This is a genomic window from Planomicrobium sp. CPCC 101079, assembly GCF_007859275.1.
Lineage (GTDB): Bacteria > Bacillota > Bacilli > Bacillales_A > Planococcaceae > Planococcus.
On sequence record NZ_VOHC01000021.1, the window covers coordinates 368,203 to 392,346 of the forward strand.

Annotated in this window: 24 protein-coding genes; 7 read left to right on the plus strand and 17 right to left on the minus strand. The window is 41.2% G+C overall.

Features of this window, described 5'->3' with window-relative positions; translation table 11 throughout:
• Positions 1 to 163: 163 nt before the first annotated feature.
• The 7 genes from ftsX to hpf form a co-directional block, all read right to left on the minus strand.
• On the minus strand, positions 164 to 1,048 hold the full coding sequence (ftsX, locus tag FQV28_RS09785; RefSeq protein ID WP_146496010.1) for a permease-like cell division protein FtsX: 885 nt from the start codon (positions 1,046 to 1,048) through the stop codon (positions 164 to 166).
• Complete coding sequence (gene ftsE, locus FQV28_RS09790; protein WP_146496012.1) at positions 1,038 to 1,724, minus strand: cell division ATP-binding protein FtsE; 687 nt, start codon at positions 1,722 to 1,724, stop codon at positions 1,038 to 1,040. The genes ftsX and ftsE overlap by 11 nt, the downstream gene beginning before the upstream one ends.
• A gap of 263 nt (positions 1,725 to 1,987) precedes the next feature.
• Positions 1,988 to 2,332 carry a cytochrome c551 gene (gene cccB / locus FQV28_RS09795; RefSeq protein ID WP_146496014.1) on the minus strand — a complete coding sequence of 115 codons (345 nt, stop codon included), beginning with the start codon at positions 2,330 to 2,332 and terminating at the stop codon, positions 1,988 to 1,990.
• A gap of 52 nt (positions 2,333 to 2,384) precedes the next feature.
• Positions 2,385 to 3,260 carry a YitT family protein gene (locus tag FQV28_RS09800; RefSeq protein ID WP_146496016.1) on the minus strand — a complete coding sequence of 292 codons (876 nt, stop codon included), beginning with the start codon at positions 3,258 to 3,260 and terminating at the stop codon, positions 2,385 to 2,387.
• Between the two features lie 149 nt (positions 3,261 to 3,409).
• Positions 3,410 to 4,511 (minus strand): peptide chain release factor 2 gene (gene prfB, locus FQV28_RS09805; protein WP_146496194.1). Its coding sequence is split into 2 segments (ribosomal slippage): positions 3,410 to 4,438 and positions 4,440 to 4,511, totalling 1,101 coding nucleotides; the frame shifts between segments, so codons are not numbered across the junction.
• A 66-nt stretch (positions 4,512 to 4,577) separates the two neighbouring features.
• Positions 4,578 to 7,097 carry a preprotein translocase subunit SecA gene (secA, locus tag FQV28_RS09810; protein WP_146496018.1) on the minus strand — a complete coding sequence of 840 codons (2,520 nt, stop codon included), beginning with the start codon at positions 7,095 to 7,097 and terminating at the stop codon, positions 4,578 to 4,580.
• 262 nt (positions 7,098 to 7,359) lie between these two features.
• Entirely contained in the window at positions 7,360 to 7,929 is a 570-nt protein-coding gene (gene hpf / locus FQV28_RS09815) for a ribosome hibernation-promoting factor, HPF/YfiA family (RefSeq protein ID WP_146496019.1), read from the minus strand.
• Positions 7,930 to 8,053: 124 nt separating this feature from the next.
• Between hpf and FQV28_RS09820 the strand changes: the two genes are divergently transcribed.
• Positions 8,054 to 8,761 (plus strand): SDR family NAD(P)-dependent oxidoreductase, encoded by a 708-nt coding sequence (locus FQV28_RS09820; protein ID WP_146496021.1) that lies wholly within the window; start codon positions 8,054 to 8,056, stop codon positions 8,759 to 8,761.
• A 34-nt stretch (positions 8,762 to 8,795) separates the two neighbouring features.
• On the opposite strand, the gene FQV28_RS19485 is transcribed toward FQV28_RS09820, so the two are convergent.
• The 5 genes from FQV28_RS19485 to FQV28_RS09845 all read right to left on the minus strand — a co-directional run bounded on the left by FQV28_RS19485 (position 8,796) and on the right by FQV28_RS09845 (position 13,406).
• On the minus strand, positions 8,796 to 9,455 hold the full coding sequence (locus tag FQV28_RS19485) for a ComF family protein (protein WP_255472874.1): 660 nt from the start codon (positions 9,453 to 9,455) through the stop codon (positions 8,796 to 8,798).
• The gene (locus FQV28_RS09830; RefSeq protein WP_370455125.1) at positions 9,452 to 10,786 is read right to left on the minus strand and encodes an ATP-dependent helicase ComFA; all 1,335 of its coding nucleotides are present in this window, start codon (positions 10,784 to 10,786) and stop codon (positions 9,452 to 9,454) included. The genes FQV28_RS19485 and FQV28_RS09830 overlap by 4 nt, the downstream gene beginning before the upstream one ends.
• Before the next feature lie 93 nt (positions 10,787 to 10,879).
• On the minus strand, positions 10,880 to 11,440 hold the full coding sequence (locus tag FQV28_RS09835) for a nuclear transport factor 2 family protein (RefSeq protein ID WP_146496025.1): 561 nt from the start codon (positions 11,438 to 11,440) through the stop codon (positions 10,880 to 10,882).
• 118 nt (positions 11,441 to 11,558) lie between these two features.
• Positions 11,559 to 12,233, minus strand: coding sequence for a response regulator (locus FQV28_RS09840; protein WP_146496027.1), 675 nt, complete (start codon positions 12,231 to 12,233; stop codon positions 11,559 to 11,561).
• A gap of 27 nt (positions 12,234 to 12,260) precedes the next feature.
• On the minus strand, positions 12,261 to 13,406 hold the full coding sequence (locus FQV28_RS09845) for a sensor histidine kinase (RefSeq protein ID WP_146496029.1): 1,146 nt from the start codon (positions 13,404 to 13,406) through the stop codon (positions 12,261 to 12,263).
• Between the two features lie 160 nt (positions 13,407 to 13,566).
• Here FQV28_RS09845 and FQV28_RS09850 point away from each other — a divergent pair, with 160 nt between their 5' ends.
• Both FQV28_RS09850 and FQV28_RS09855 read left to right on the plus strand, forming a co-directional pair.
• Entirely contained in the window at positions 13,567 to 14,202 is a 636-nt protein-coding gene (locus FQV28_RS09850) for a YigZ family protein (protein WP_146496031.1), read from the plus strand.
• 118 nt (positions 14,203 to 14,320) lie between these two features.
• Positions 14,321 to 15,370: an LCP family protein gene (locus tag FQV28_RS09855; RefSeq protein ID WP_146496033.1), complete on the plus strand. Its 1,050-nt coding sequence runs from the start codon at positions 14,321 to 14,323 to the stop codon at positions 15,368 to 15,370.
• Positions 15,371 to 15,432: 62 nt separating this feature from the next.
• Here the strand turns inward: FQV28_RS09855 and FQV28_RS09860 are convergent, their stop codons facing one another.
• Positions 15,433 to 16,509 carry a glycosyltransferase family 4 protein gene (locus FQV28_RS09860; protein ID WP_146496035.1) on the minus strand — a complete coding sequence of 359 codons (1,077 nt, stop codon included), beginning with the start codon at positions 16,507 to 16,509 and terminating at the stop codon, positions 15,433 to 15,435.
• Positions 16,510 to 16,903: 394 nt separating this feature from the next.
• On the opposite strand from FQV28_RS09860, the gene FQV28_RS09865 reads away from it, so the two are divergent.
• Both FQV28_RS09865 and FQV28_RS09870 read left to right on the plus strand, forming a co-directional pair.
• On the plus strand, positions 16,904 to 17,188 hold the full coding sequence (locus FQV28_RS09865) for a hypothetical protein (protein ID WP_146496037.1): 285 nt from the start codon (positions 16,904 to 16,906) through the stop codon (positions 17,186 to 17,188).
• A 93-nt stretch (positions 17,189 to 17,281) separates the two neighbouring features.
• Positions 17,282 to 17,473: a CsbD family protein gene (locus FQV28_RS09870; RefSeq protein WP_106534212.1), complete on the plus strand. Its 192-nt coding sequence runs from the start codon at positions 17,282 to 17,284 to the stop codon at positions 17,471 to 17,473.
• Positions 17,474 to 17,704: 231 nt separating this feature from the next.
• Here FQV28_RS09870 and FQV28_RS09875 read toward each other — a convergent pair whose 3' ends face one another.
• Positions 17,705 to 18,625, minus strand: a complete 921-nt coding sequence (locus FQV28_RS09875) for a YflT domain-containing protein (protein ID WP_146496039.1) — start codon at positions 18,623 to 18,625, stop codon at positions 17,705 to 17,707.
• Positions 18,626 to 18,847: 222 nt separating this feature from the next.
• Positions 18,848 to 19,399: a YflT domain-containing protein gene (locus tag FQV28_RS09880; RefSeq protein WP_146496041.1), complete on the minus strand. Its 552-nt coding sequence runs from the start codon at positions 19,397 to 19,399 to the stop codon at positions 18,848 to 18,850.
• A gap of 522 nt (positions 19,400 to 19,921) precedes the next feature.
• Between FQV28_RS09880 and FQV28_RS09885 the strand changes: the two genes are divergently transcribed.
• Both FQV28_RS09885 and FQV28_RS09890 read left to right on the plus strand, forming a co-directional pair.
• Entirely contained in the window at positions 19,922 to 21,211 is a 1,290-nt protein-coding gene (locus FQV28_RS09885; RefSeq protein ID WP_146496043.1) for a helix-turn-helix transcriptional regulator, read from the plus strand.
• Positions 21,212 to 21,223: 12 nt separating this feature from the next.
• Complete coding sequence (locus FQV28_RS09890) at positions 21,224 to 21,610, plus strand: hypothetical protein (protein ID WP_146496045.1); 387 nt, start codon at positions 21,224 to 21,226, stop codon at positions 21,608 to 21,610.
• A gap of 55 nt (positions 21,611 to 21,665) precedes the next feature.
• On the opposite strand, the gene FQV28_RS09895 is transcribed toward FQV28_RS09890, so the two are convergent.
• A complete protein-coding gene (locus tag FQV28_RS09895; RefSeq protein ID WP_146496198.1) occupies positions 21,666 to 22,967 on the minus strand; it encodes a glucose-6-phosphate isomerase in 1,302 nt (433 codons plus the stop codon).
• 74 nt (positions 22,968 to 23,041) lie between these two features.
• Complete coding sequence (cax, locus tag FQV28_RS09900; RefSeq protein ID WP_146496047.1) at positions 23,042 to 24,103, minus strand: calcium/proton exchanger; 1,062 nt, start codon at positions 24,101 to 24,103, stop codon at positions 23,042 to 23,044.
• Positions 24,104 to 24,144 lie beyond the last annotated feature (41 nt).

The window sequence follows — 24,144 nt, forward strand, 5'->3', positions numbered from 1 at the left end:
CGTTCTTTGCCTATCTTTCTCTATCTAGTTTTTTCTATTAAAAAACTCTGTTAAACGAATTTATTGATTTTGAAGGGAATCGCGCTCTTTTCGACAAGAGCGCGTATCCTTTGTTCCTTCTAAAAAAATCAACAATAACCTTTAACAGAGCACTCTTCTTTCTTTAGACGCGCAAGAATTTACGGATGGACATGAAACTTCCCCAAATTCCGATAAACACACCCATCACTAAGATCAATGCGCTCACTTGATAAATGAACGGAGTCAAGTCAAGCAATTGAATCATTTCACCACTAAGCTTCGGTTGCGCAAAATCAGTTACCTGGTAATAAAGCATAGAAACGAGCGCGATTGGAAGAATCGATCCCAACAAGCCCAGCCACATACCTTCCAAGATAAACGGAACTCTGACAAACCAGTTGGTTGCGCCTACTAATTTCATAATTTCTATTTCATGACGTCTAGCTACAATCGTAATGCGTATTGTGTTGGAGATCAAGAACATTGCAGTAAACAGCAATGCCAGAATGAGCACCAAGCCAACATTCCGTCCCAAATTCAAAAAGTTAAACAACTTTTCAATTTTGCCTTCACCGTATTTCACGTCTTCAATATTGTCTAATTTTGCAATTTCAATCGCTACTTGCTCTGTTTGTTGAGGTTCCGTTGCTTTTACATAGAAAACATCAAACAACGGGTTGCTTTGCTGGAACAAACTCAATTCATCACCAAAATCAAGAACCAAATCTGTCAACTCTTCTTCTTTTGTCGAAAATTCTACGGATTCAACGCCTGGCATGGATTGTATTGTTGCTTGTATTGCTTCTATTCTAGCATCATCCGCTTCTAAAGAAACGAAAGTTTTAATTTCCACATCATTTTCCAAATCATCGGCCACTTTGTTCAAGTTCATCATGATTAAGACGAACACACCGACTAAAAGCAATGTCACAGTAACTGCACTGACAGAAGCAAAAGTCATCCAGCTATTGCGCCCTAAACTTTTCAAACTTTCCCTGAAATGCCGCGTTAATGTTCTAGCCTTCATAGCCGTAGTCACCTCCAGCTACATCGCGAACAATCAAGCCGCCTTCAATTGCAATAACACGATGTCTTCTTTTATTAACCACTTCACGGTTGTGAGTAGCCATTAATATAGTTGTTCCTGTCGCATTGATTCGTTCAAACAAATCCATGATATCCCAAGAAGTCTCAGGATCTAAATTACCTGTAGGCTCATCGGCAATTACCACTTTCGGTTTGTTGACGATCGAACGTGCAATGGAAACCCGTTGCTGTTCCCCGCCAGACAACTCTGTCGGGAACATCCGTGCTTTATGTTTCAATCCTACCAAATCCAGCACTTCCATAACCCGTTTCCGAATCATTTCAGGTGTTTCTTCGATGACTTCCAGAGCAAACGCAACATTCTCGTATACATTCAATCTCGGAAGAAGCTTGAAATCTTGGAATACAACGCCGATTTGACGGCGAAGCATTGGAACTTTTTTGCTTTTTAATGTAGCAATATCTACATTATTGATTAACATTTGGCCTGAAGTTGGGCGTTCTTCACGATACATCATTTTGATGAACGTCGACTTCCCTGCACCACTTGGCCCTACTACATACACGAATTCACCTTGCTCGATTTCAACTGTTAGCCCGTTGAGAGCAACGATGCCATTCGGATATTTTTTATAAACATTCTTCATTTGAATCATGTACTTAACCACCTATAGTTATTGGATTTTCTCCAATTTGCATTTCCGCTGAAAATTTCCGACTGACTTATTATATCACCTTAAACCTGTTTTTGTATTACAGTTGTGTTTCAATTGTTTTTAGTTTTTTTCAAAAAATAATGCCTTAAGGCTCTATTTATTGCAATAAAACATGCTTTTTTTCATATATAATTACTATAAATGGTTAAAATGTGTCTATTATTTGAATTCCTGCGCACAAAAAAACCGGCTTATCAGCCGGTTTATTTTTTGCTTGCTAACCATTCCGCAACTGCATCTGCTTCTTCGCCTTCAATAATATCCGCTGGCATGGCTCCTTGCCCATTATCAATTACACTGCGAATTTCTTCTTGGGATAAACGAGAGCCTACGTTATTTAATGCTGGAAAATTTCCCGCGCCTTCTAAATTTTCACCATGGCAGGAAATACAATTTTGTTGTACGACTTGTTCGGGATCTACTGAAGATGAGCCTGAACCGCCTTCTGCAGGCGCAGGTTCAGTTGTAGTTTCTCCGCCTCCGCCGCCGCCACAAGCCCCTAACGCAAGCGCAGAGCCTAACATCAATGTTAACAATCCTTTTTTCATGTATGTTGCCTCCTCCAAGATGTTTTTTCAAGTTAATTAAAGTATACCTAGTTTAAGAACGTTTAAAACCTTCACCAAGAACTTCAGAAGCATCTGAAACAATCACGAAGGCAGAAGGATCGATCAATTTCACCACTTGCTTCAAGCGAGTAAATTCAGTTTGATGGACGACAACCATCAGCAGCGGCTTCTCGGTATCCGTATAACCTCCGGTTGCGGCAAGCTTGGTAACTCCTCGATCTACTTCTTCATAAATAGCATCTCGTACTTCGGCTTGTTTATTGGTAATAATATAAACCAACTTGGAACGGCCAAAGCCGATTTGAACAAGATCAATTGTTTTTGTTGTGACGAACAAACCGACCAAGGCATAAAGCCCACTTTCAATATCGAAGACAAAAGCTGCTGCCAAAACGATCAAGCCATCAATCAAAGCAATACTTGTTCCCAGCGAAAGGCCAGTATATTTTGTAATGATTTGTGCGGCCAAATCCGTGCCGCCGGTTGAAGCTTTTGCCCGGAAGACGATGCCCAGACCAAGGCCAACCATGATGCCGCCAAACAAAGAACCAAGCAATGGATTAAGCGTCCACGGCTCCCATGCCTCTGTCATAAACACGACGAACGGCAGAAATAGGGTTCCAACTGCTGTCTTAATGCCAAAATGCTTGCCTAAGAGAATGACTCCTGCGATAAACAAAGGTATATTGAATGTCCATTGCACAAAAGCCGGCTTCCATTCAAAAAGCCCATATAAAATAGTACTGATTCCACTGACGCCTCCTGATGCCACTTCATTAGGCAGCAAAAGGACGTTGAAGGCAATGGCCACAATAGCAGATCCGATAAGAACTCCAAGATAATCCCTTACAGCGGATAATACTGGATGCGGTTCGTTGTATACACGTTGTTGTTTTTTCTTCTTCATGTCTATAATGCCTCTTTCCATATATGTTCGTATCAACCCTGTCAGAGTATAGCAAATGGCGCGCTTCTTGTGAACTTCATCCAGCTAAAGTACAGCTTTAAACCAATAAGAAAAAGGCTCGGAGCATTATTTGCTCCGAGCCTTTTAAATCATTGCATTTTAGAACGAAGAAGAGAATTGATAAACCCATCAATGTCCCCATCCATGACAGCTTGCAAATTGCCTGTTTCGAAATTGGTGCGATGGTCTTTTACCATTGAATACGGATGGAACACATAAGAACGGATTTGGCTTCCCCATCCGATTTCTTTTTGTTCACCACGGATTTCGAGCAATTGCGCTTCCTGCTCTTCAATCTTAAGTGCGTATAATTTCGCCTTTAACATTTGCATTGCTTTTTCGCGGTTCTTAATTTGAGAACGTTCTTGCTGGCATGTCACAACTGCGCCAGTCGGCAAGTGCGTAATCCGAACAGCAGAATCAGTCGTGTTAATGTGCTGACCACCGGCTCCGCTTGCCCGGTACGTATCAATTTTCAGATCTTCTGTGCGGATATCGATTTCGATTTCCCCTGTGAATTCAGGCATAACTTCGCATGACACGAAAGATGTATGGCGTCGCCCTGATGAATCGAACGGAGAAATACGAACAAGACGGTGAACGCCTTTTTCAGCTTTCAAATAACCGTATGCATTATGGCCTTTAATGCCTAACGTTACGGATTTGACTCCTGCTTCATCGCCTGCAAGATAGTCGAGTGTTTCTACTTTGAAGCCCCGTTTTTCAGCCCAGCGTGTGTACATGCGCAAAAGCATAGAACACCAGTCTTGCGACTCCGTGCCGCCGGCTCCTGGATGCAATTCCAATATGGCATTATTTTTATCGTATGGTTCGCTTAACAGCATTTGTAATTCATAATCACTTAGTTCGGACATGAATGACTTCATTTCGGAACTAAGTTCTTCGTGCAGATCTTCATCCGTTTCTTCGCGAAGAAGTTCGAGTGTCATTTCCAGGTTTTCCTGCGTCTCGACAAACCCATGATACGTATTAACAATCTCTTTTAAACCATTCAATTCGGAAATGACTATTTGAGCCTTTTCTTGATTGTTCCAGAAATCAGGGTCAATCATCATTTCATCTAATTCTTGAATCCGTGCCTCTTTGTTCTCTAAGTCAAAGAGACCCCCTAAAGTCCGCCAATTTCTTGGCTGATTTGTCGAGCTCATTGCGGATGTCTGCTAAATCCATCATGTATATGTTCCTCCTCAAAATAACACCGAAGAGCTTAATGCTCTTCGGCCTTGTTCATGCTTCTTATAGTGCTGCTGCCCCATGGCAGTTTTTGTATTTCTTGCCGCTGCCGCAAGGGCACGCATCATTCCGGCCGATTTCAACATTTTTGCGAGCCGGCTCTTTTTTCTTTTTAACAGGCGGCCCATCCTCTTTCGGATTGACTGCTTGGCCCTTAGCCACTTCTTGTCGCTCCAAGTTATTGCGGATTTCCGCTTTCATGGCATATTTGGCTACATCTTCTTCAATGGCTTCAACCATTGCTTCGAACATATTAAATCCTTCATTCTGGTATTCGCGGAGTGGATCATTTTGACCGTACGCGCGCAAATGAATTCCTTGGCGCAGTTGATCCATAGCATCGATGTGATCGATCCATTTAGAATCGATTGAACGAAGAAGAACAACTTTTTCAAACTCGCGCATGCGCTCCGAAGTCAATTCCGCTTCTTTTTCATCGTAATGCTTCGTGACTTCCGATCTGATCAAATCGGTAATTTCTTCCTGAGATTTGTCTTGTAAATCTGCTTCGGTAATTGTATTCTCCGGCAGCAAATTAGCAGCAATTGTGTCAGCAAGAGACTTCAGGTGCCACTCTTCTTGTTTTTCTTCTGCCGTATGCACCGCTACCATCCGGTCGATCGTGCTGTCGATCATTTTCTCGACCAAGGCGCGCATGTCATCCGTCTCAATTACTTCCATACGCTCTTTATAAATGATTTCGCGCTGTTGGCGCAATACATCATCATACTGGAGCAAGCGTTTCCGTGCATCAAAGTTATTGCCTTCCACGCGTTTTTGAGCTGATTCTACAGAGCGCGTAACCATGCGCGACTGCAGGGGCTGAGAATCGTCCATTCCAAGTTTCCCCATCATGTTGCGCATTGCATCAGAACCGAAACGGCGCATCAAGTCATCTTCAAGAGACAGATAAAATTGAGTAACCCCTGGATCCCCTTGACGGCCTGAGCGTCCGCGAAGCTGGTTATCGATCCGGCGAGATTCATGGCGCTCCGTACCGAGAACGGCCAAACCGCCGACTTCCCGAACACCTTCACCAAGTTTAATATCGGTACCCCGTCCCGCCATGTTTGTCGCAATTGTTACGGCGCCTTTTTGGCCTGCGTTCAAAATGATCTCTGCTTCGAAAGCATGGTTCTTAGCATTCAAGACAGAATGTTTAATGCCTTTTTTCGTCAAATAGTCCGAAATGATTTCAGAAGTTTCAATGGCAACTGTACCTACTAATACCGGTTGGCCTTTTTTATGGCGTTCTGCGATATCATCGCCCACTGCTTTGTATTTCCCGGCGATCGTTGCGTAGATCAAATCAACACGGTCATCCCGGATGATTGGTTTGTTTGTTGGAATTGCAATAACGTTCATATTATAGATGTTGCGGAATTCTTCTTCCTCTGTCTTCGCTGTCCCTGTCATACCGGAGAGCTTATTGTACATACGGAAATAGTTCTGGAAAGTGATTGTTGCCATGGTCATCGATTCGTTTTGCACTTCCAGACCTTCTTTTGCCTCAATCGCTTGATGCAGTCCGTCCGAATAGCGGCGGCCTTTCATCAAACGCCCTGTAAACTGATCGACAATAATCACTTCACCATCTTGGACAACATAATCAACATCTTTGTGCATTGTTACATGCGCTTTTAAAGCCTGATTGATAGCATGGTTCAATCGCACATGGTTCATGTCGAATAAGTTTTCGATTCCGAAGGCTTTTTCCACTTTTTCAATGCCATCTTCCGTCAACATGACGCCTTTAGTGGTTTCGTCATACGTATAATCGGTATCTTTAGTCAAGATACGGATAAAAGCATTTGCCTGCATATAAAGCTGCGCAGCTTTTGCAGCTTGTCCAGAAATAATCAGAGGCGTACGCGCTTCATCAATCAAAATTGAATCGACTTCATCGATAACCGCATAATTCAACTCGCGCTGAACCATCTCTTCTTTATAAAGAACCATATTGTCGCGTAAATAATCAAAGCCAAGCTCATTATTTGTGCTGTATGTGATATCAGAAGCGTAAGCTTCTCTTTTTTCTTCTTTCGTTAGGCTGTTCAAGTTCAAGCCAATCGATAGACCAAGCCATTGGAATAGCTTGCCCATTTCTTCAGCATCCCGGCTTGCCAAATATTCGTTGACAGTTACAACATGTACGCCTTTTTTTGATAAAGCGTTTAAATATACTGCCATAGTGGAAGTTAATGTTTTACCTTCCCCTGTTTTCATCTCGGAAATATTGCCTTCATGAAGGGAAATTGCCCCCATTATTTGGACACGGAACGGGAACATGCCCAAGACCCGCTTTGATGCTTCGCGCACTGTTGCGAACGCTTCTACCAATAACGCATCCAAAGTTTCGCCTTTCTGGTAGCGCTCCATTAAGTCTGGCGTTTTCCCTTGAAGCTTTTCATCAGAAAGAGCAGCAAAGTCTGAAGCCAGCGCTTCTACTTCATCCGCTATTTTTTCAAATCTTTTTAAGTCCCGTTTATTTGGGTCGAATACTTTATTCAATACTCCAAGCATTTATAACCGCTCCCTGCATAGTGTCTGGCCTGATAAAATGGCCGGATCGCCTTTGCTATAATAGTATAATTTTTAACGCAATGCTTTTAAAATCCCCTAATTCCCTTGCACGTTCTATGTCTTTTCGAAAAATCTCACTTCCTATTTTAACACTGCATATACATCGGTGCAAATATCCGGGAGTGTTTAGTTCCGCGTCGAAGCGTATGAATTTAAGCCAAACAAAAAAGCCTCTCATCACGAGAGGCTTTTCATTTATCGGTTATGAAGAACTTGTTTCAATTAAACCATAGCTGCCATCTTTGCGTTTATAGACAATATTTGTTCCGTTCGACTCTGCATCGGTGAACACAAAGAAATCATGGCCCAGCATATTCATCTGCAAAACCGCTTCTTCTTCATCCATCGGTTTTAAATCAAATTGTTTTGTGCGGACGATTGTCAGATCATCTTCTTCTTCCGCTTCTTCATTTTGGTTTCTCAATTCATTTTCAGCTGCCGCAAATGCAACACCAATGCCATCTCGGTCACGGAATTTACGGTTTACCTTTGTTTTGTATTTTCGGATTTGGCGCTCCAATTTACTTACAATCAAATCGATCGCCGCATATAACTCTATATGGCTTTCTTCGCCTCGTAGGGTTAAGTTCTTCATCGGTATCGTAACTTCCACTTTTGTTTGGCTGTGGTTGATTGATTTCAAATAAACCATCGCTGTAGCGTTCGTTCCTTCGGGGAAGTAACGCTCAATCTTGCTTATTTTTTTCTCAATATAGTCACGAACCGCTGGAGTTGCTTCTACGTTGTCTGCTTTAATATTAAATTGTAGCATCTTAACTCCTCCTTCTTGTATCTATCTATACAATTCTATATCTTCCCTTTCCGCTCCTCCTTAAAACGTAAAAAAGTTTTGCAGTATGATAAAACAGGTAAACTAAATGGAAGGAGATGATAGGATGTTTACTGATAAAACCATCGTTGTAACAGGAGCCGCAAATGGCATCGGGAAGAGTATAGCCCAGCATTTCGTGTCTGAAAATGCCCGTGTGATCGGGTTGGACCTAGAAATGTTTACTCTTGAAGGAGTAGATGCCAGGCACTGCGATGTAGGAAACTTTCAGCAAGTAATAGACGTATTTGCGCAAATCCAGCAAGATTACGGGGAAATTCACGCGTTGATCAATAATGCTGGCGTATCGGAATTCAAGTCTATTTGGGAGATTGAAGAAGCGGATTGGAACCGTGTTCTTGACACCAACTTAAAAAGCGTCTTTATCTGCAGCCGCGAAGCGGCACGCTATATGACTGGGGATATCCGTGCAATTGTCAATATGGCTTCAACCCGTGCTTTTATGTCAGAACCGAACACTGAAACATATTCCGCTTCAAAAGGCGGCATTTACGCGCTGACCCATTCGCTGGCCGCTACTTTGAGCGAAAAAGAAATCCGGGTCAATTCCATCGCTCCCGGCTGGATTCATACTGGTGAAACAGACGAATTGCGAGAAGTCGACCATAGCCAGCATTGGAGTGGGCGTGTCGGTAAGGTGGACGACATTGCACGCGCCTGCCTTTTCTTATGTGATCCGCGCAACTCGTTTATCACCGGTGAATGCCTGAACATCGATGGCGGCATGACACGGAAAATGATTTATGAACATTGAAAACAGCCGTCCGGAATTCCGGACGGCTGTTTTCTTAGCCTCGAATCAGGGTGAAAAATGAAATTTCCACAGCACCCGCTTTTTTCAACTCTTTTGCAGCGTGGCGTATCGTTGTTCCGGTAGTATACAAATCGTCCACTAAAAGAATTTTTTCCGGAACGGCTCTGCCATTCCAAAAGAAAAGATCCGGAGTAGACATACGCTCTCTTTTTGTCTTTTTGCCTTGGACTTGTTCGCTCTTCGTCAAATAATGTGAATAGCTCAGACCCGCAGCATCTAATATGCAATCCACTTGAGAAAACGTCCTCTCTTTCATTTTGTGCGGATGCATGGGGACTGGAACAATAATTGCTTTCGTTCGGCTTAGTTCATTGCGCAGTTCACTCACGAACACTTCCGAAAGTACAATGTCCTTCAAAAACTTATATTGATGCAAGTAGTCTTTCATCGCCTCATTATAATAGTACAAACTCGTGCCGCTCCGCAGAAGGCCCGCATACTCTGTCGTTTCCCAGTAAAGACAATCCTTGCACAGACCCTCGCTTGCCGATCCACACATCGGGCAAACCACACCGCTGATCCGTTCAAATCCGCTTTTGCACTTTTCACAAATCACTTGTTGAAAATCATTAAAAAACAAGCCTCTCCAAGAAGGCAAAAATGGCAGCACACGCTCACATAAATAACAGTTCATACAAACTCTCCTCTGTTATAGGAAATGATTTGCCGCTTCGCCTTGTCCATTTGCCGCACAATGCCATTATGAAAAAATACGACATCACCAGCCGGAAAATCAGGTGCTCTCCCGGCCCTTCCTGCGATTTGAATTAATGCCGAAGCATTAAAGATCGATTCATCCGCCCCTACAACGGCAACTTGGATATTCGGAATTGTAATTCCCCGTTCCAATATTGTGGAAGTAAGAACTCCGGGAAGCTCTCCTTTACGCAGTTTCATCACCTTTTCTTTCCGCCCTGGATCGGATGCGTGGACAGCTTCAATGCGTTCATTCAACATCTTAAAAAGCGGGACTACTTGTTCGATCAACTCGATGGTCGGGAAAAATACCAGGAAAGGCTCTTTCTTGGCAAGCCTGTCTTCTATCCAACGAGTTAACAATATGGGTATTTTATTTCTGGCAAAGGTTTTTTTGTAGTTCCATAACGATTGAAACCTCGGAACCGGCAAAGGATGGCCATGGAACCTGCTAAAAATTCGAGATTGCTTCGAAATCTCTTTCAGTAAACGGTCAGAAGGCGTCGCCGATACATAAACGATTGGCGCTTCGCTCCTTTTTGCTTTCATCACGGCGCGTTCGAGAGATGGATCGCAAGAATAAGGAAAAGCATCCGCTTCATCAACAATGATGACATCAAAAGTGTCTTCGAATCGATACAGCTGATGGGTAGTCGCAACGACAATAGTTGCAAAACCGGTTTCTTCCGGAGAACCGCCATATAGTGTATGGACGACAGTATCTGGAAAAACCGCTTTTATACGCGGCGACAACTCCAAAACGACATCAGTTCTGGGAGCGGCAATGCAGACGCGCTGCCCTTTCTCCAGAGCTTTGGCAAGCGGCGGAAACAATAACTCGGTTTTTCCGGCGCCGCAGACGGCATACACAAGATGGGATTGATTAAGGGAGAGGCTCTCCAGCACTTCATCAGAAGCACGTTGCTGAGCATTTGTCAGCACACCATTCCATGTAAACGAATGCGGAGATTGAGGGTTTGGAGAGGGGTCCGCCCAATAAATCAGTTCCGTGCAAGAACTGATGCGGCCCATTTTCAAGCAATGCCGGCAATAATAACAAATTCCTTGGCAGTTTGCACAATAAAACGAAATAATTTTCTGGGGGGATTTTTCCAGACAACGGGCACATTCTTTGTTTTCTGTTATGCCCTTTTTAATACCTATTTTTCCAGCGGAAATTGCGGCGTCCACTTCTTTTTGTGCAAATGGCATAAAGTCCCTAAGCCAAATGCGGCCTGTCAAAAATTGTTCCAATTCTGTCACCAGCATCTTCCTTTCTAATGTTCTCTGCCTTCTTTGCCAGTTTACCAGAATTCTTCCAAGAAAAACGAAAAAACTTCTCGCTTTAAAAGCGAGAAGTTTTTATTGGTTGCCGATAAAATGAAGGCTAGTAACTTTCCAGTTTCCATCCTCTTTTATAAATACAACAACTTGTCGTCCGGATTGTTTCGTACTTCTATCCGTTTCAGGTTCTTCCACTAAGACATCAATTTCCGCGAAAACTTCTGCCCGGTTTTCCTCATATCCAACAATTGTTTCATTGCTTGTTTTATAACTGGTATCATAAGCTTTAAATGCTTCTTTTAGTGAAGCTTCGTCTTCCTCGCGGTCAAAGCCATCAGGTTTTGAAGCAATTACATTCATATACCGATTTAAGTCTTCTTCATTGAAAGCATCAATGTATTCTTTGTAAGCCGCTAGTATTTCATCCGCTGCTTCTTTCGGAACATCCGCTTCCACCACTTCTCCGTCATCACCTAATGTAAAACCTACTGACTCATCTTCTATTCCATGGTCGACTGCATTGTTTTCGTTTGCCGAATTGCCGTCTTCGACCGTATTTTCATTTACCGAAGGCGCTGCTGAATCCGAACACGCAGCTAACGCTAACGCCAAGCCTGCAATTACCATCATTTTTTTCATCCATCATTCCTCCTGCGTTTCATTTTGCCACAGCAGGAATTGTAATTCAAATGAAGAAACTGTGACCATAGAAAATATAAAAAACCTTGCTGCTAATGCAGCAAGGTTTTTATTTAAATCAGCGTACTTCTACCCAGCCATTTTTAATAGCTGTTACAACCGCCTGAGTCCGGTCATTCACCTGCATTTTTTGAAGAATGCTGGAAACGTGGTTTTTAACCGTTTTTTCTGAAATGAATAAAGTCTCGCCGATTACCCGGTTGCTTTGGCCATCTGTCAATAATTGAAGAACTTCACTTTCACGCTTTGTCAGCAAATGATAAGGGCGACGGATTTCTGTTTGATGGAAAGAACCCTTGTTTTCCCGCTCGCTTAAACGGCGGAATTCCATTACCAAGTTGCGTGTGACTTTCGGATGCAAATAAGAACCGCCTTTTGCTACCACTTTGATCGCCTGAATAATCGCTTCAGCGTCCATTTCTTTTAACATATAGCCAAGCGCGCCTGTTTTTAATGCGTGTGTCACGTATGATTCATCGTCGTGAATTGACAGCATAATGACTTTAGCGTCCGGATATTTCTCCATCAATTCTCCAGTCGCTTCTACTCCGTTTTTCTGTGGCATGTTGATGTCCATCAATACCACATCCGGTTTGTATTCTTCATACAACTTGAGGACTTCATTTCCGTCTCCGCCTTCTGCGACGACTTCAAAAGAATCTTCAAAATCTAAAATCCGTTTAACCCCTTCACGGAATAGTTGGTGATCATCTACAATAATTATTTTTGTCATTATGTTGTCCTCCTTGAATACCGTATCTTATATACCCCGTTTAAAAGGGATTTGAAACATCAAAACTGTCCCATTTCCTGGAGAAGAGTTGATGAAAAAATCACCTTCTATTAAATCGATTCTTTCTTTCATGCCGATTAAGCCGAATGATTGATTTTTCACAATGCTTTGGTCAAACCCAGAGCCGTTGTCTTTTACAACGATGGTTACTTGGTCTTTCAGCCATTCCACTTTAACTTCAATCTTTGTTGCCTTGCCGTGCCGAATCGCATTCGATGTAGCTTCTTGCACCAGCCGGAAAATTGACGTTTCATGATTGGCAGGCAATCTGACTTCCATGCCATTTGATTGAAACGAAATTTTTATGTTTTGATTATAATCTTCAATAGTTTCAAGATATTTTTTCAATGTAGGCACAAGTCCTAAATCATCTAACGCCATCGGTCGCAAATCATAAATAATTCTTCTGACTTCGGTAAGAGCATCACGAACCATTTCTTTTAAAGAAGATATTTCCCGAAAAGCTGCCTCAGATCCTTTTTCCCGGTACGTCCGCTCGATGAGATCAGAACGAAGAAGAACGTTCGCCATCATTTGGGCTGGGCCATCGTGGATTTCCCGTGACAGCCGTTTTCGCTCATCTTCTTGCGCTTCAATAATACGCAGGCTATAATCTTGCTTTAGCTTTGTATTATCAATGGCCTCTCCTACATCTTCCAAATCGGATGTCAGGTAGTTTGTTGCAACGTTAACTTGGTTGACTAAGCGTTCAGCCCGTTCAATCGTTTGCAGCAAAGTCTGCAGACGGCGCTGCAGACCATCCCTTTTCTTTCGATGCTGCTTTTCTTCGGAACGATTTAACGCCAATTGAATCTGCAAATCGTTTGCTTGTTCATACGCTTGCTTGACTTGGTTTTCAGTGAACGATCCAAACGAACGGGAAACTTCGGCAAGCCGTCTGCGGGCAGTGCGTGTTTTTTCTTCTAATAAGTCTCCAGCTTTAATGACACGAGAAATATTAGTACGCACTTCTTCAAGCTGATCTTTCATTTCCTCGTAACTTTGCCGGCTTTGTTCACTAATTGAAAAAATTTCCTGTTTTGACTGCTCCATAGTTGCAATCAAATGATCAAAAATGGAATCTAACGCTTTTCCATTCATTTTATTAGCCATTTTATAACCGCCTTAGCTGGACTCCACTATGCTAAAGTGAATAAACTTTATTTCTTTATGCCTGCTATAATGTTAACAAGTATATCACTATATGAGGAAAGTCGTATAAATAAACATATTACTAATTATCTGATTATATTCTACTACAGGGGGAATTAAAATGCGAGAGAATTACAAAACCGTAGGCGAATTAGCAGAAGCGGAAATTATTATTCAAAAATCACGGTTTATCGGCCATGCCGCAAGAGCGGAAACTGAAACAGAAGCGATTGAATTTATTAACTCCATAAAAAGCATTCACCGCTCTGCCACCCACAATTGCTCCGCTTACCTGATCGGCGAACATGACTCTATCCAAAAAGCAAATGATGATGGGGAACCAAGTGGAACAGCGGGCGTCCCAATCTTGGAAGTTTTGAAAAAACAAGGGTTGAAAGATGTAGTGATTGTTATAACCCGCTATTATGGCGGCATTAAATTGGGCGGCGGCGGTTTGATCCGGGCATACGGAAAAGTGACCACAGAAGCTTTAAATGCTGCCGGCATTGTCGAGCGCAAGCTTCATCACCTGATGAAAATTTCCATCGATTATACTTGGCTTGGCAAGGTAGAAAATGAAATTCGCCAGTCTGAATACCTACTTAAAGAAATCCAATATACAGACGGGGTTGACCTTTATGTTCACATTCCTTCAGAAAAAGAGCCAATCTTTATCGATTGGATAAACGAAATTACCAATGGACAAGCGGAGGTTCGCTGTTTCGAAAAAGAATTTCTGGAATTTAAATTAACATGAGACTTTTCGTTTACGCCGTGGGGATTTAGCTGTATAATAGATTTTAAAAGTTTAAGGACAAATTGGAAAAATCGAATTGAATACTCGGTTAGCCATCCCTAAAAAAGGAGCTTTAACCATGAACCGTAAAAATTATCGAAAGACTAAGTCGAGCAGAAAACGTACGACTATTAAAGTTCTTTTGACATTGGCTATTTCACTATTGATTTGTGGATCCGCTTATGGAATATACCTTGTAAAAAAAGCAGAAAATGCCGCAAATTTAGCATTTCAACAACTTGAAGACCGAGAAATGTCTGAACTTCGCGAAGAACAAGTTGAACCACTGCATGATGACATCTCCATTTTATTCATCGGTGTGGATAATAGTGCAAAACGCGGCGCAGCCGCTAGCAATACACGTTCAGACGCCTTGGTGCTTGCCACGTTGAACAACGCCGATAAATCCGTAAAGCTTGTCAGCATTCCCCGTGATACGTATACACTCATTCCAGATGCAGGTTATGAAGATAAAATTACTCATGCATACGGATTTAACGGGCCTTCTTCTACTATTGAAGCAGTGGAAGAATTATTGGCTGTGCCTGTCGATTATTATGTCAATATGAACTTTGATGCCTTCATCGATGTTGTTGATGCACTCGGCGGCATTACAGCTGAAGTTCCATATGACTTGAAAGAACAAGATGAAAACGACAAGAAAAATGCGATTGTCCTTGAAAAAGGCGTTCAAAACCTTAACGGCAGTGAAGCTCTTGCACTTGCCAGAACGCGCCATTACGATAATGATATCGAACGCGGAAAACGCCAGCAAATGATTTTGCAGGCGATAATGGATAAAGCTTTATCAGCTGGTTCTATCACCAAGTACGACGATGTGATTGAAGCCGTTGGCGATAATATGAAAACCAACTTATCATTCCAAGACATGCAGGCATTTTTCGAATATGCTAAAGGCGGCAAGCCGGATGTGGAAACGTTGACTGTCGAGGGGTACGATGATATGTCGACCGGCATCTACTACTGGCAGCTTAACGAAGAATCGCTTGTAGAAGTACAGGATATTTTACGCAGCCACTTAGGTTTACAGCCAGACACATCGAGTTTATCCGATAACGGAGATACTGAACTTGCAGAAAATCAGCAAAGCAATGAAACCTCACAGTAAACTGTGAGGTTTTTTATTTGGCAATATAAAAACGGATTGGACAAAAGCATTTGTCCAATCCGTTATTTCCCGAACATTTTAACAAAATTAATAAGAGGCCGATAATTCTTTCCTGCTAATCCAACCACTTCTACAAACAACTCAATTGCGATCAATATGAGGCTGACCAGCAAAATGCCTCCCCATAATGTCGCTTGTGAAAATAACAACGCAGCAAGCCCAAACAAAATGGCTACCCCATAAATGATTAATACCGTCTGGCTATGCGAAAAACCGATATTCAACAAGCAATGATGCAAATGCGATTTGTCAGCTGCTGACAACGGCTGTTTTTCGCGCAAACGGCGGACAATTGCAAAGAAAGTATCGGAAATCGGAACGCCTAACATGATGATCGGAATAATGAGGGCGACAATCGTGACATTCTTAAAGCCCATCAAGGCAAAAACAGAAATCATGAATCCTAAGAACAACGCCCCTGTATCCCCCAGAAAAATCTTTGCCGGGTGGAAATTATAAAATAAAAACCCAAGCGAACTAGCTGCAAGCAATGCCGCGAGTGTCATGACAAACATATCTCCCATGATAAAGGCCATTACCGATAAGGTCATCAGCGCAATAGAAGATACGCCCGTCGCTAAGCCATCAAGCCCATCAATCAAATTAATGGCGTTTGTGATCCCGATAATCCAAATAAGGGTTAACGGAATACTGAAATAACCGAAATCCAGCTCCCCGCCAAACGGCAAGTTAATGAACGAAATTTCCAAACCGCCGCCAATAACTATGATACTGGCCGCTAAAAACTGTCCCGCCAATTTTGCTTTGGCTGTTATTTCAAATATATCATCTAAAACACCTGTAATGATAATCAGAAAAGCACCGATCAATATCGCTGAATCAAGAGGGATAAATCCCGCTTCCGCCGGTCCGAATGCCGGTTCACTGGGGCGCAAGATAAAATACCCGATTAAAAACGATCCAAATATAGCTAAACCGCCTAAACGCGGCATAATTTTTGCATGCACTTTTCGAAAATTGGGACGGTCGACTGCTCCTAAACGAAAAGCAAGTCGCTTAACAACCGGAGTCAGAACAATCGAAGCGATGAATGCCACAACCATAGTAAGGTATAGCATATTTATCCTCCTTCGAACTCATCAATATACATAAGAATCCATTAGTTGATTATACCACCTCGCAGTATAAAATAAAACCTTATCTATATCCATTTTGTTCAATCTTTTGAGTACTTAGACGTGCATTATCGCAGAAGGTTTCGTTAGTTTTACCTCATATTGAAAAAATTTCGGCCTATGCCTAATTTTACTGCAAGTGAAAAGTGCACCGTCGCACGCTTAATTTACTGCTTCTTCTAAAAAATCCACCCATCGGTAGCAATACATAAAATTTTAAATTCAGCCAGATCAAAATCTGTTATCGGCCGACCGTCATCTAGTATTTTTCTTTCGTTATGATATAATATTGTTAGTTAGAATATTATAATTAATTCGACTAGAGGTGCAAACCGGAATGAATGGCGATCTGCAATTTTATGCAGTGAAAACCGAATGGTCTCCTTGGGATGAAGCAGCTGTGCTTAAAATGAGGTACGAACTGCGAGCCGAATTGGCCAAAACGATCACTTGCGTAGGATTATTAGTCGACTTGTCCATGGATCAACACGCAATAGTGAGAAAAGGTGCTGCGCAAAATTCTCATACACCAATTACTACACTCAGAAGATTAGCTGAACAGGATCTTTGCAGCAGTGTTCAAGACGCCGCGAAAACTACTTTAATCGCTCTGACTTCCTAGCTTAATTCCTATCAGATAGAGCTCTAGGTTTACTAATTCAAAAATTAGGTTAAACAGAAGGTAAGGTATGATAACAAGAAGGAGGAAATTTCAATGAGCGACAATGGAGGACTTTCTGACAAACTCAAAAGTGCTGTAAGCAAAGGCAAAGGCGAGATTAAAGACCAAGTGGGCAATGCTACTGGTGACCGCCAAAAGCAAAACGAAGGTAAAATGGACAAAGCTAAAGGCGAGTTCCAAAAAACCGTTGGCGAATTTAAAGACGCTACTAAACCTAAACATTAAAAAACCGGTCATTTGACCGGTTTTTATTTTGTCCTTGAGCAGCAAACAGCCCTTCCCACATTATTGCAGAAAATCTATTTCCGCTTCATAAACTTACTTTGAGGTTTCCGCACTCGACATTCCCTTGTAATAACCAAGTTCTAGTTCCCCATACGTTTGGTTGCAGCGATGAAAAATCCCATCTAAAGAAAGACCATATAAAAACAGCCTCATTTCTGAGGCTGCGGTAATTTAAAACAATCTTGGAGTCGGTGGAGTTCCCGTCTTTTTATTTGCATCTTCATGCAAAGGACGCGCATCTCTAGGATTTTGCTCTTGGCCAAAACCATCTCTTCGATCGTTCAACAAATGTTCTTCCTCTGAATCGCGGCCGAACGGCGCCGGTCCCAAATTAGGATCAACACCCGGAGATTGCTCGTCCTGTCGGCGGTTAACGCCGTCTTCACGATTTAGGTTGTCTTGTCCTTCTGTTGTTTGCAGGCCCGGTTCATGATCCATGATCTTTTCTTCAGGAACTCCTTCATCTTTAGGGGCTGCCCCTCCTGTAGGGTGAATATTTTCCCCTTTCACACGGGAGTCTTTCATCGTATCGCCGTGCTGTTCTTCTCTTGGCACTTCGCTCGTGTAGATTTCATCTGAATAACGATTGCTGGATACATTAGAATCCACGTCTTTATCTACTATCTTAGCATCATTATGCCTCAAGTCATCGCGTTCAAGATCTCTTCCAAGCGGTGCAATAGCTGTATTCCTCCCTACTTCATCGCTTCGAATCACGCGAGTATCTTCAGCATATGTTGCTGAAGTATGGGGTTCTCTTCCTTCGGTGTGTCGATCCGTATAGAGAAGAATCGCCCCGTTTTCAAGATCCCGCTGATACGCATCCTTCGTCTCACTATCCAAATCAAGTTTTCCTAGTTCCGTGCGTACCGCATCTTCTCCACTAAACATTGATTTGAACTTGCTGCCCATTGAGTTCGCTTCATGAGTGTGAAGATCACTTTCGTCATCGACCAAGTTGATGACAGAAGAATCATTCACAAGAACATGTAAATCACTTTCATGGTATCCGCGTGCTTTTAGATCTTTGATTTTGTTAATCAGTTCTTCTTGGCTATAAAGCATTTGAAATTCATAATTTGATTGATTCATTTGTTCAGCCTCCTGTAAACTGTCTTAAGGTTTGTTTACCCGAACAAACCGAACCCTAAAACATAGAGTACTAATATGCAACTTCATAACTACACAAGCTTCATCAATATTCTAAATAAACCAGTATAATATTCTTTTCAAAATAGCTAAAACCATATACAAGCAGCGCGTAATCACATAAAAAGCCCAGTCAAAAATACTGACTGGGCTTTTGCTCGTATATTATTTTCTAGCGCCGGGCTTATTGTCAATAGAAGAAAACGTTAGATGTTCCTGGTCTTTAACAAGTTTCGGGTCTTCTTGAAAACTTTCTCCTCTTTCAAAACGGTCTTCTTGTTCATCGTATTCATTGTCAATTGAATTTACAAATTCATTTGTAGAAGGCTCTACGCGATTTCCTTCCCGGTCGCGAAAACCACCTTCCTCCAATACATCCAATGGCCGTTTTCGCTCATTCTCCACGTAAATCAGAATACCGCCTTGCGAAACATTTTCAGAGTACCGTTCTGTTTCGGACTCACTTAACCCAAGCGACTTAACTCCATCAAGGGCTTTGGCGCCTCCGGAAAAAATCCCTTTAAACGAATCTTTGAACGATCCCGCCTTTTCGCCATCAACACCAGATTCATTTTCAATACGATCGAAATGATTTTGATCTTCTGCCATTACGTGAATTCTATTTTCATCATAACCTTGTAGTTTAAGGTCTTCAATTTTTGATAATGCTTCCTGTTCAGAGTAGACCACTGCAACAACTTGTTTATCTTTATCCATATACGAAACCTCCAGTTAAAAATCGCTATTTTAATTACATTACCCGTAATAGAAGATCCCTTAAACGTAAGCAGTAACTCCTGTATTTTTCCTTAAAATAATTAGTTCATTGGAAATAATAAAAACCTCTTGTTAAATTTACCATTACGTACATATAATATAAAAAAGAGCATTTACGAATGTGAGCGCTATTCTTCTCCTCGTATGCTTTTACGAAAATCGGATTTCATCGACTATTATAAAATAGGGCCTTCTTGCGGTTATGTTTTTTAAACTAGGTAATTTTTACTTTTTTTATGTTTTTGAAAATATAACCATATAAAATGCAGTCTATTTTGAAAATTGATGATATTATGAATAAAAGATTTATTAAAAAGCATACTATGAATAACGGGGGCGAAGAAAATCGTACTCAACAAATCCACTTTTTCTTATTTTGAAGAAAAATCAATAACCCCAGACAGTAACTCTCCTACATGGATGATTGACGTACTGCCCATGCAAATGGAAAGGAGAGAATCAATGGAAATCGGATCACGGCTTAAATATCATCGCATTAAAAAGAAAATCAGCTTAGAAGAACTTGCATCCGGAATCATTTCTCCAAAGGAGTTAAAAAAGATTGAAGCTGGCATTAAAGCTCCTTCTTTACAGGATTTGCAAGCTCTATGCAAAAAATTAGAAATTTCTTTAGCACCAAAAGACAACCCTATTGGAAAAGTTCTTGTAAAAAACTTTAAATCATCCTTATTACATCCACAAAATAAAGGTAAAATTATGGAGCAGTATGCCGATATTCATGATCATCCATTATTGCATGTAGATGAAGATATAGAATTAGAATATTCCATTCAGCAAATTCGCTATTTTATTATTACTGGTGATTTGGATAGCGCAGAAGAAAAAATTAAAGAAATGGATCGTTTTAAAGAATTTATGAATCAAGAGCAATTCTATTTGTTTCATAAATACAATGGGAACTATAACTATATTTTGAATGATTTTGAACAGGCATTAAAAACCTATTTAATGGCAGAAAAGATTTCGCCCCCTTCTATCTCTACATCTGAATTAGGTGATTTGTATTATTCTATTGGTATATCTGCTGCTCAATGCTGGGAGCTTACAGTAGCTTCAAAATACTCAGAGCTTGCTTTAAAGATTTATCAACAAGAATTTATACCAAAAAGAATAGTCGAATGTCATTTAAACATTGCTATTAATGAAAGAAGAATGGGCAATTATAAAAAAGCAGAAGAACACTTTAAACATGCCGTTACTATTGGCAATAAGTTAGATGTTGATATACTTAAATTTACTACTGAGTATAATTATGGATATCTGTATTTTAACTTTCAAAACTACGAATTAGCTATTCATCATGTGGAAAATGCTATAGAGTATCTTCCTAAAGAATATACTTCCGATTTATTATTAAGTTATTGTATTCTAATAAAGTGTCATCTTGAACTAAATAACCTAGAAAATGCAAAAGCTTTATTAGATAAAGGACATAATATTATTAAGGAAAAGAACTTAAGTTTAGAAACCCCTTCAAACACTGGATTTAAAGAAGTTTATGTTGAATTTATGTGTTTGTCTTTTTATATCGAAGAGGAAATTGCTAATTTTGAAGAATATGTTGTAGAGAAGTTAGTCCCTCTGTTAAAAGCCAACAATAAGCATTATGAAATAGGTTTCTATTATGGTTATTTGGGTAATACTTACTTTGAACAAGGAAAATATAAGGAAGCTGCCCTTATGTTCCAACATTCAAAGAAAGCTTATAAAAATTTATTAATGATTAAATAGGGAGTGGAAAAAATGAAGAAAATTGTTACTCTTTCTCTTGCCGTTTTATTAACTGTCACTACTTTTACAACATTAAATAAGGAGCAAGGTAGTGAAGTTGCTGACCGCATCCCTGAACCTTGGGCTGCTAAATACCAAGTTGCCGACCGCATCCCTGAGCCTTGGGCTGCTAAATACCAAGTTGCCGACCGCATCCCTGAGCCTTGGGCTGCTAAATACCAGGTTGCTGACCGCATCCCTGAGCCTTGGGCTGCTAAATACCAGGTTGCTGACCGCATTCCTGAGCCTTGGGCTGCTAAATACCAGGTTGCTGACCGCATTCCTGAGCCTTGGGCTGCTAAATACCAAGTTGCTGACCGCATTCCTGAGCCTTGGTCCATTAAAAACTTCACAGTTTAATATGAAATTTAAAGCCCGTTACTCTTTTTCTAGAGTAACGGGCTTTTTTTATAGCTCAGTCTTTTTTCTCGTAACCTGGTTTCCCAAGCAGTTCAAACATGTTTTGTTTGTAAAGCTCTACTCCTGGCTGGTCAAATGGATTGACCCCAGACAGATAGGCGCTCATGGCGCATGATTTCATGAAGAAATAAATTAAGTATCCTACATGATGGGCATCGATCTTCCCTACATCCAATGTGATGACTGGGACGCCGCCTTCAACATGAGCTAATGCTGTCGCTTCCAATGCTTGCATATTAACTTCATGCAAAGTTTTATCCGTTAAATAATTCAAGCCGTCTTCGTCATTTTCATCGAAAGGAATTTGGCTCTTTTGTTGGTCTTCCGTAAAACGGATCATCGTTTCAAATAGCATCCGACGGCCATTTTGCATATATTGGCCCATTGAATGAAGATCAGTTGAGTAGACTACCGATGCCGGGAAAATACCTTTTCCTTGCTTGCCTTCGCTTTCACCGAATAATTGCTTCCACCATTCATGGAATGCACTCATTGAAGGTTCAAAGCTTGCAAGAACTTCCACTGAAAATCCGCGGCTGTTTAAAATTTGGCGATAAGCCGCATATGTATATGCAGCATTTGAAGACAAGTCAACTGCCTGCAACTCTTGTTCCGCTTGTTCCGCACCTTTGAGCAATGCTCGGATATCGACTCCTGCCGCTGCTAATGGAAGCAATCCAACCGCAGTCAATACAGAATATCTTCCGCCGACATCTCCAGGGATTACAAAAGAAGTATAACCGTTGGCATCGACGTTTTTCCGAAGTGCCCCACCTGTCTCATCTGTGGTGGCAAAAATTCGATCCTTCGCCTCTTCGCCATAAGTTTCATACATCCAAGTGCGCAGCATTCTGAAAGCAATTGCCGGTTCCGTAGTAGTTCCTGATTTGGAAATAACATTCAGGGCAACATTTTTGCCTTTGATATATGTCAAAAGATCTTCCATATACTTTCCGCTTATATTCTGGCCAGCATAAATTATCTCAGTTTCGCCAAATCCGAACGAAGAGCCAAGCAATTCGTTGACAGCTTTTGTCCCTAAATACGAACCGCCAATGCCAATAACTACTAAAACATCTGCCTTTTCCCGTATTTTCTGAGCCGCTTCTTCAATTCTCGTTAGCTCTGCTTCATCCATTTCAGATGGCCAATCCAACCAACCTAAATAATCAGATCCCAAAGCTGTCTTGTTTTGCATTCTTTCGTGTGCAACTTCGACAAACGCTTGCAATGCAGCCAACTCTTCTGATTCTACAAAGCCCTTTACATACTTATCGTTCAAATCTACTGTTTTTATGTGGACCACCGCCTTTTTTTATTTACTTTATTTTACCATGAGTTGTCATATACAATGAAAGTTATTTGAATAACTTATAAGAAATAAAAACCGATGCCCATAATAAGATATGCGGCAATCAGAGTTAACCCTTCAAACCAGTTGGATTCGCCATCATTCATAATATTGATCGCTAGAAAAACAGCTGTTATCATAGCCACGAGTTCCGACATGGTAAATACGAGCGGCATTTTTTGAGGCATAAAAAGGGAAATGATTACGAGAAGTGGTGCGACAAACATCGCAACTTGAAGCGTGGAGCCAATTGCAATTTCGACTGCGATATCCATTTTGTTTTTCATCGCCATTATAAGTGCGGAAGCATGTTCCGCTGCATTCCCTACAATCGCTACAATAATAACTCCTATGAATAATTCTGACCAACCAAATTGCTCTCCTACATCTTCAAACGTATGGACCAGATTTTCTGAAACAAAGGCAACAACCAGAGTAGCAGCAAACAAAATGATTAAAGCTTTTCCCTTGGACCATTCAGGTTCTTCATGGGATGGCCCCGCTTCATTTTCTACATCAGCATGTGCATAAACGCCACGATGAGTAACCAGTTTGAATACTAAACCTGCCAAATATAGCAAAATCAAAATGACTGATATACCGACACTCAAATAAAGGGTTTCGTTTTCGTTCATGGTCATCGTAAAGATTTCCGGAATAACAAAAGCGACGATTACCGCAAATATCAACAAACCGGAATTATGTGATGCATCGTGAACATTGAACTTTTGCCTTTTAAACTTGATGCCGCCAAGAAAGAAGGAAAGTCCACCCACAAGAAGCAAGTTTCCTAGGACGGAACCTGTCAGAGAAGCTAATACAACTCCGACTAGTCCTGCTTTAAGCGCAAATATAGAAATAATAAGTTCTACTGCATTCCCGAAAGTGGCATTCAAAAGCCCGCCAATTCTTGGTCCGCTTACAATTGCTAAGCTCTCAGTCGCTCTTCCCATAAAACTGGACAATGCCACAACACTTATCGAACAAATGACAAACATCACAATACTTGACCAATGCATAAGTGAACCAATAACTGCCAGGGGTACGCTGACCAAAACTAAAATGCCAAATATTCTATTCATAAAACCCCTCCTAAAATTTCATAGTATCTCATACCCCCGCT

What these genes read in the sequence shown, in the direction of transcription:
- cccB (WP_146496014.1), bottom strand. Translation starts at nt 2,332, where the DNA reads ATGAAAAAAGGATTGTTAACATTGATGTTAGGCTCTGCGCTTGCGTTA.
- FQV28_RS09835 (WP_146496025.1), bottom strand. Translation starts at nt 11,440, where the DNA reads ATGAAAAAAATGATGGTAATTGCAGGCTTGGCGTTAGCGTTAGCTGCG.
- cax (WP_146496047.1), bottom strand. Translation starts at nt 24,103, where the DNA reads ATGAATAGAATATTTGGCATTTTAGTTTTGGTCAGCGTACCCCTGGCA.
- FQV28_RS09875 (WP_146496039.1), bottom strand. Translation starts at nt 18,625, where the DNA reads ATGAATCAATCAAATTATGAATTTCAAATGCTTTATAGCCAAGAAGAA.
- FQV28_RS09885 (WP_146496043.1), top strand. Translation starts at nt 19,922, where the DNA reads ATGGAAATCGGATCACGGCTTAAATATCATCGCATTAAAAAGAAAATC.
- FQV28_RS09880 (WP_146496041.1), bottom strand. Translation starts at nt 19,399, where the DNA reads ATGGATAAAGATAAACAAGTTGTTGCAGTGGTCTACTCTGAACAGGAA.
- FQV28_RS09850 (WP_146496031.1), top strand. Translation starts at nt 13,567, where the DNA reads ATGCGAGAGAATTACAAAACCGTAGGCGAATTAGCAGAAGCGGAAATT.
- secA (WP_146496018.1), bottom strand. Translation starts at nt 7,097, where the DNA reads ATGCTTGGAGTATTGAATAAAGTATTCGACCCAAATAAACGGGACTTA.
- FQV28_RS09860 (WP_146496035.1), bottom strand. Translation starts at nt 16,509, where the DNA reads ATGCTATACCTTACTATGGTTGTGGCATTCATCGCTTCGATTGTTCTG.
- ftsE (WP_146496012.1), bottom strand. Translation starts at nt 1,724, where the DNA reads ATGATTCAAATGAAGAATGTTTATAAAAAATATCCGAATGGCATCGTT.
- hpf (WP_146496019.1), bottom strand. Translation starts at nt 7,929, where the DNA reads ATGCTACAATTTAATATTAAAGCAGACAACGTAGAAGCAACTCCAGCG.
- FQV28_RS09820 (WP_146496021.1), top strand. Translation starts at nt 8,054, where the DNA reads ATGTTTACTGATAAAACCATCGTTGTAACAGGAGCCGCAAATGGCATC.
- FQV28_RS09865 (WP_146496037.1), top strand. Translation starts at nt 16,904, where the DNA reads ATGAATGGCGATCTGCAATTTTATGCAGTGAAAACCGAATGGTCTCCT.
- ftsX (WP_146496010.1), bottom strand. Translation starts at nt 1,048, where the DNA reads ATGAAGGCTAGAACATTAACGCGGCATTTCAGGGAAAGTTTGAAAAGT.
- FQV28_RS09845 (WP_146496029.1), bottom strand. Translation starts at nt 13,406, where the DNA reads ATGGCTAATAAAATGAATGGAAAAGCGTTAGATTCCATTTTTGATCAT.
- FQV28_RS09840 (WP_146496027.1), bottom strand. Translation starts at nt 12,233, where the DNA reads ATGACAAAAATAATTATTGTAGATGATCACCAACTATTCCGTGAAGGG.
- FQV28_RS09890 (WP_146496045.1), top strand. Translation starts at nt 21,224, where the DNA reads ATGAAGAAAATTGTTACTCTTTCTCTTGCCGTTTTATTAACTGTCACT.
- FQV28_RS09870 (WP_106534212.1), top strand. Translation starts at nt 17,282, where the DNA reads ATGAGCGACAATGGAGGACTTTCTGACAAACTCAAAAGTGCTGTAAGC.
- FQV28_RS19485 (WP_255472874.1), bottom strand. Translation starts at nt 9,455, where the DNA reads ATGAACTGTTATTTATGTGAGCGTGTGCTGCCATTTTTGCCTTCTTGG.
- FQV28_RS09855 (WP_146496033.1), top strand. Translation starts at nt 14,321, where the DNA reads ATGAACCGTAAAAATTATCGAAAGACTAAGTCGAGCAGAAAACGTACG.
- FQV28_RS09830 (WP_370455125.1), bottom strand. Translation starts at nt 10,786, where the DNA reads ATGCTGGTGACAGAATTGGAACAATTTTTGACAGGCCGCATTTGGCTT.
- FQV28_RS09800 (WP_146496016.1), bottom strand. Translation starts at nt 3,260, where the DNA reads ATGAAGAAGAAAAAACAACAACGTGTATACAACGAACCGCATCCAGTA.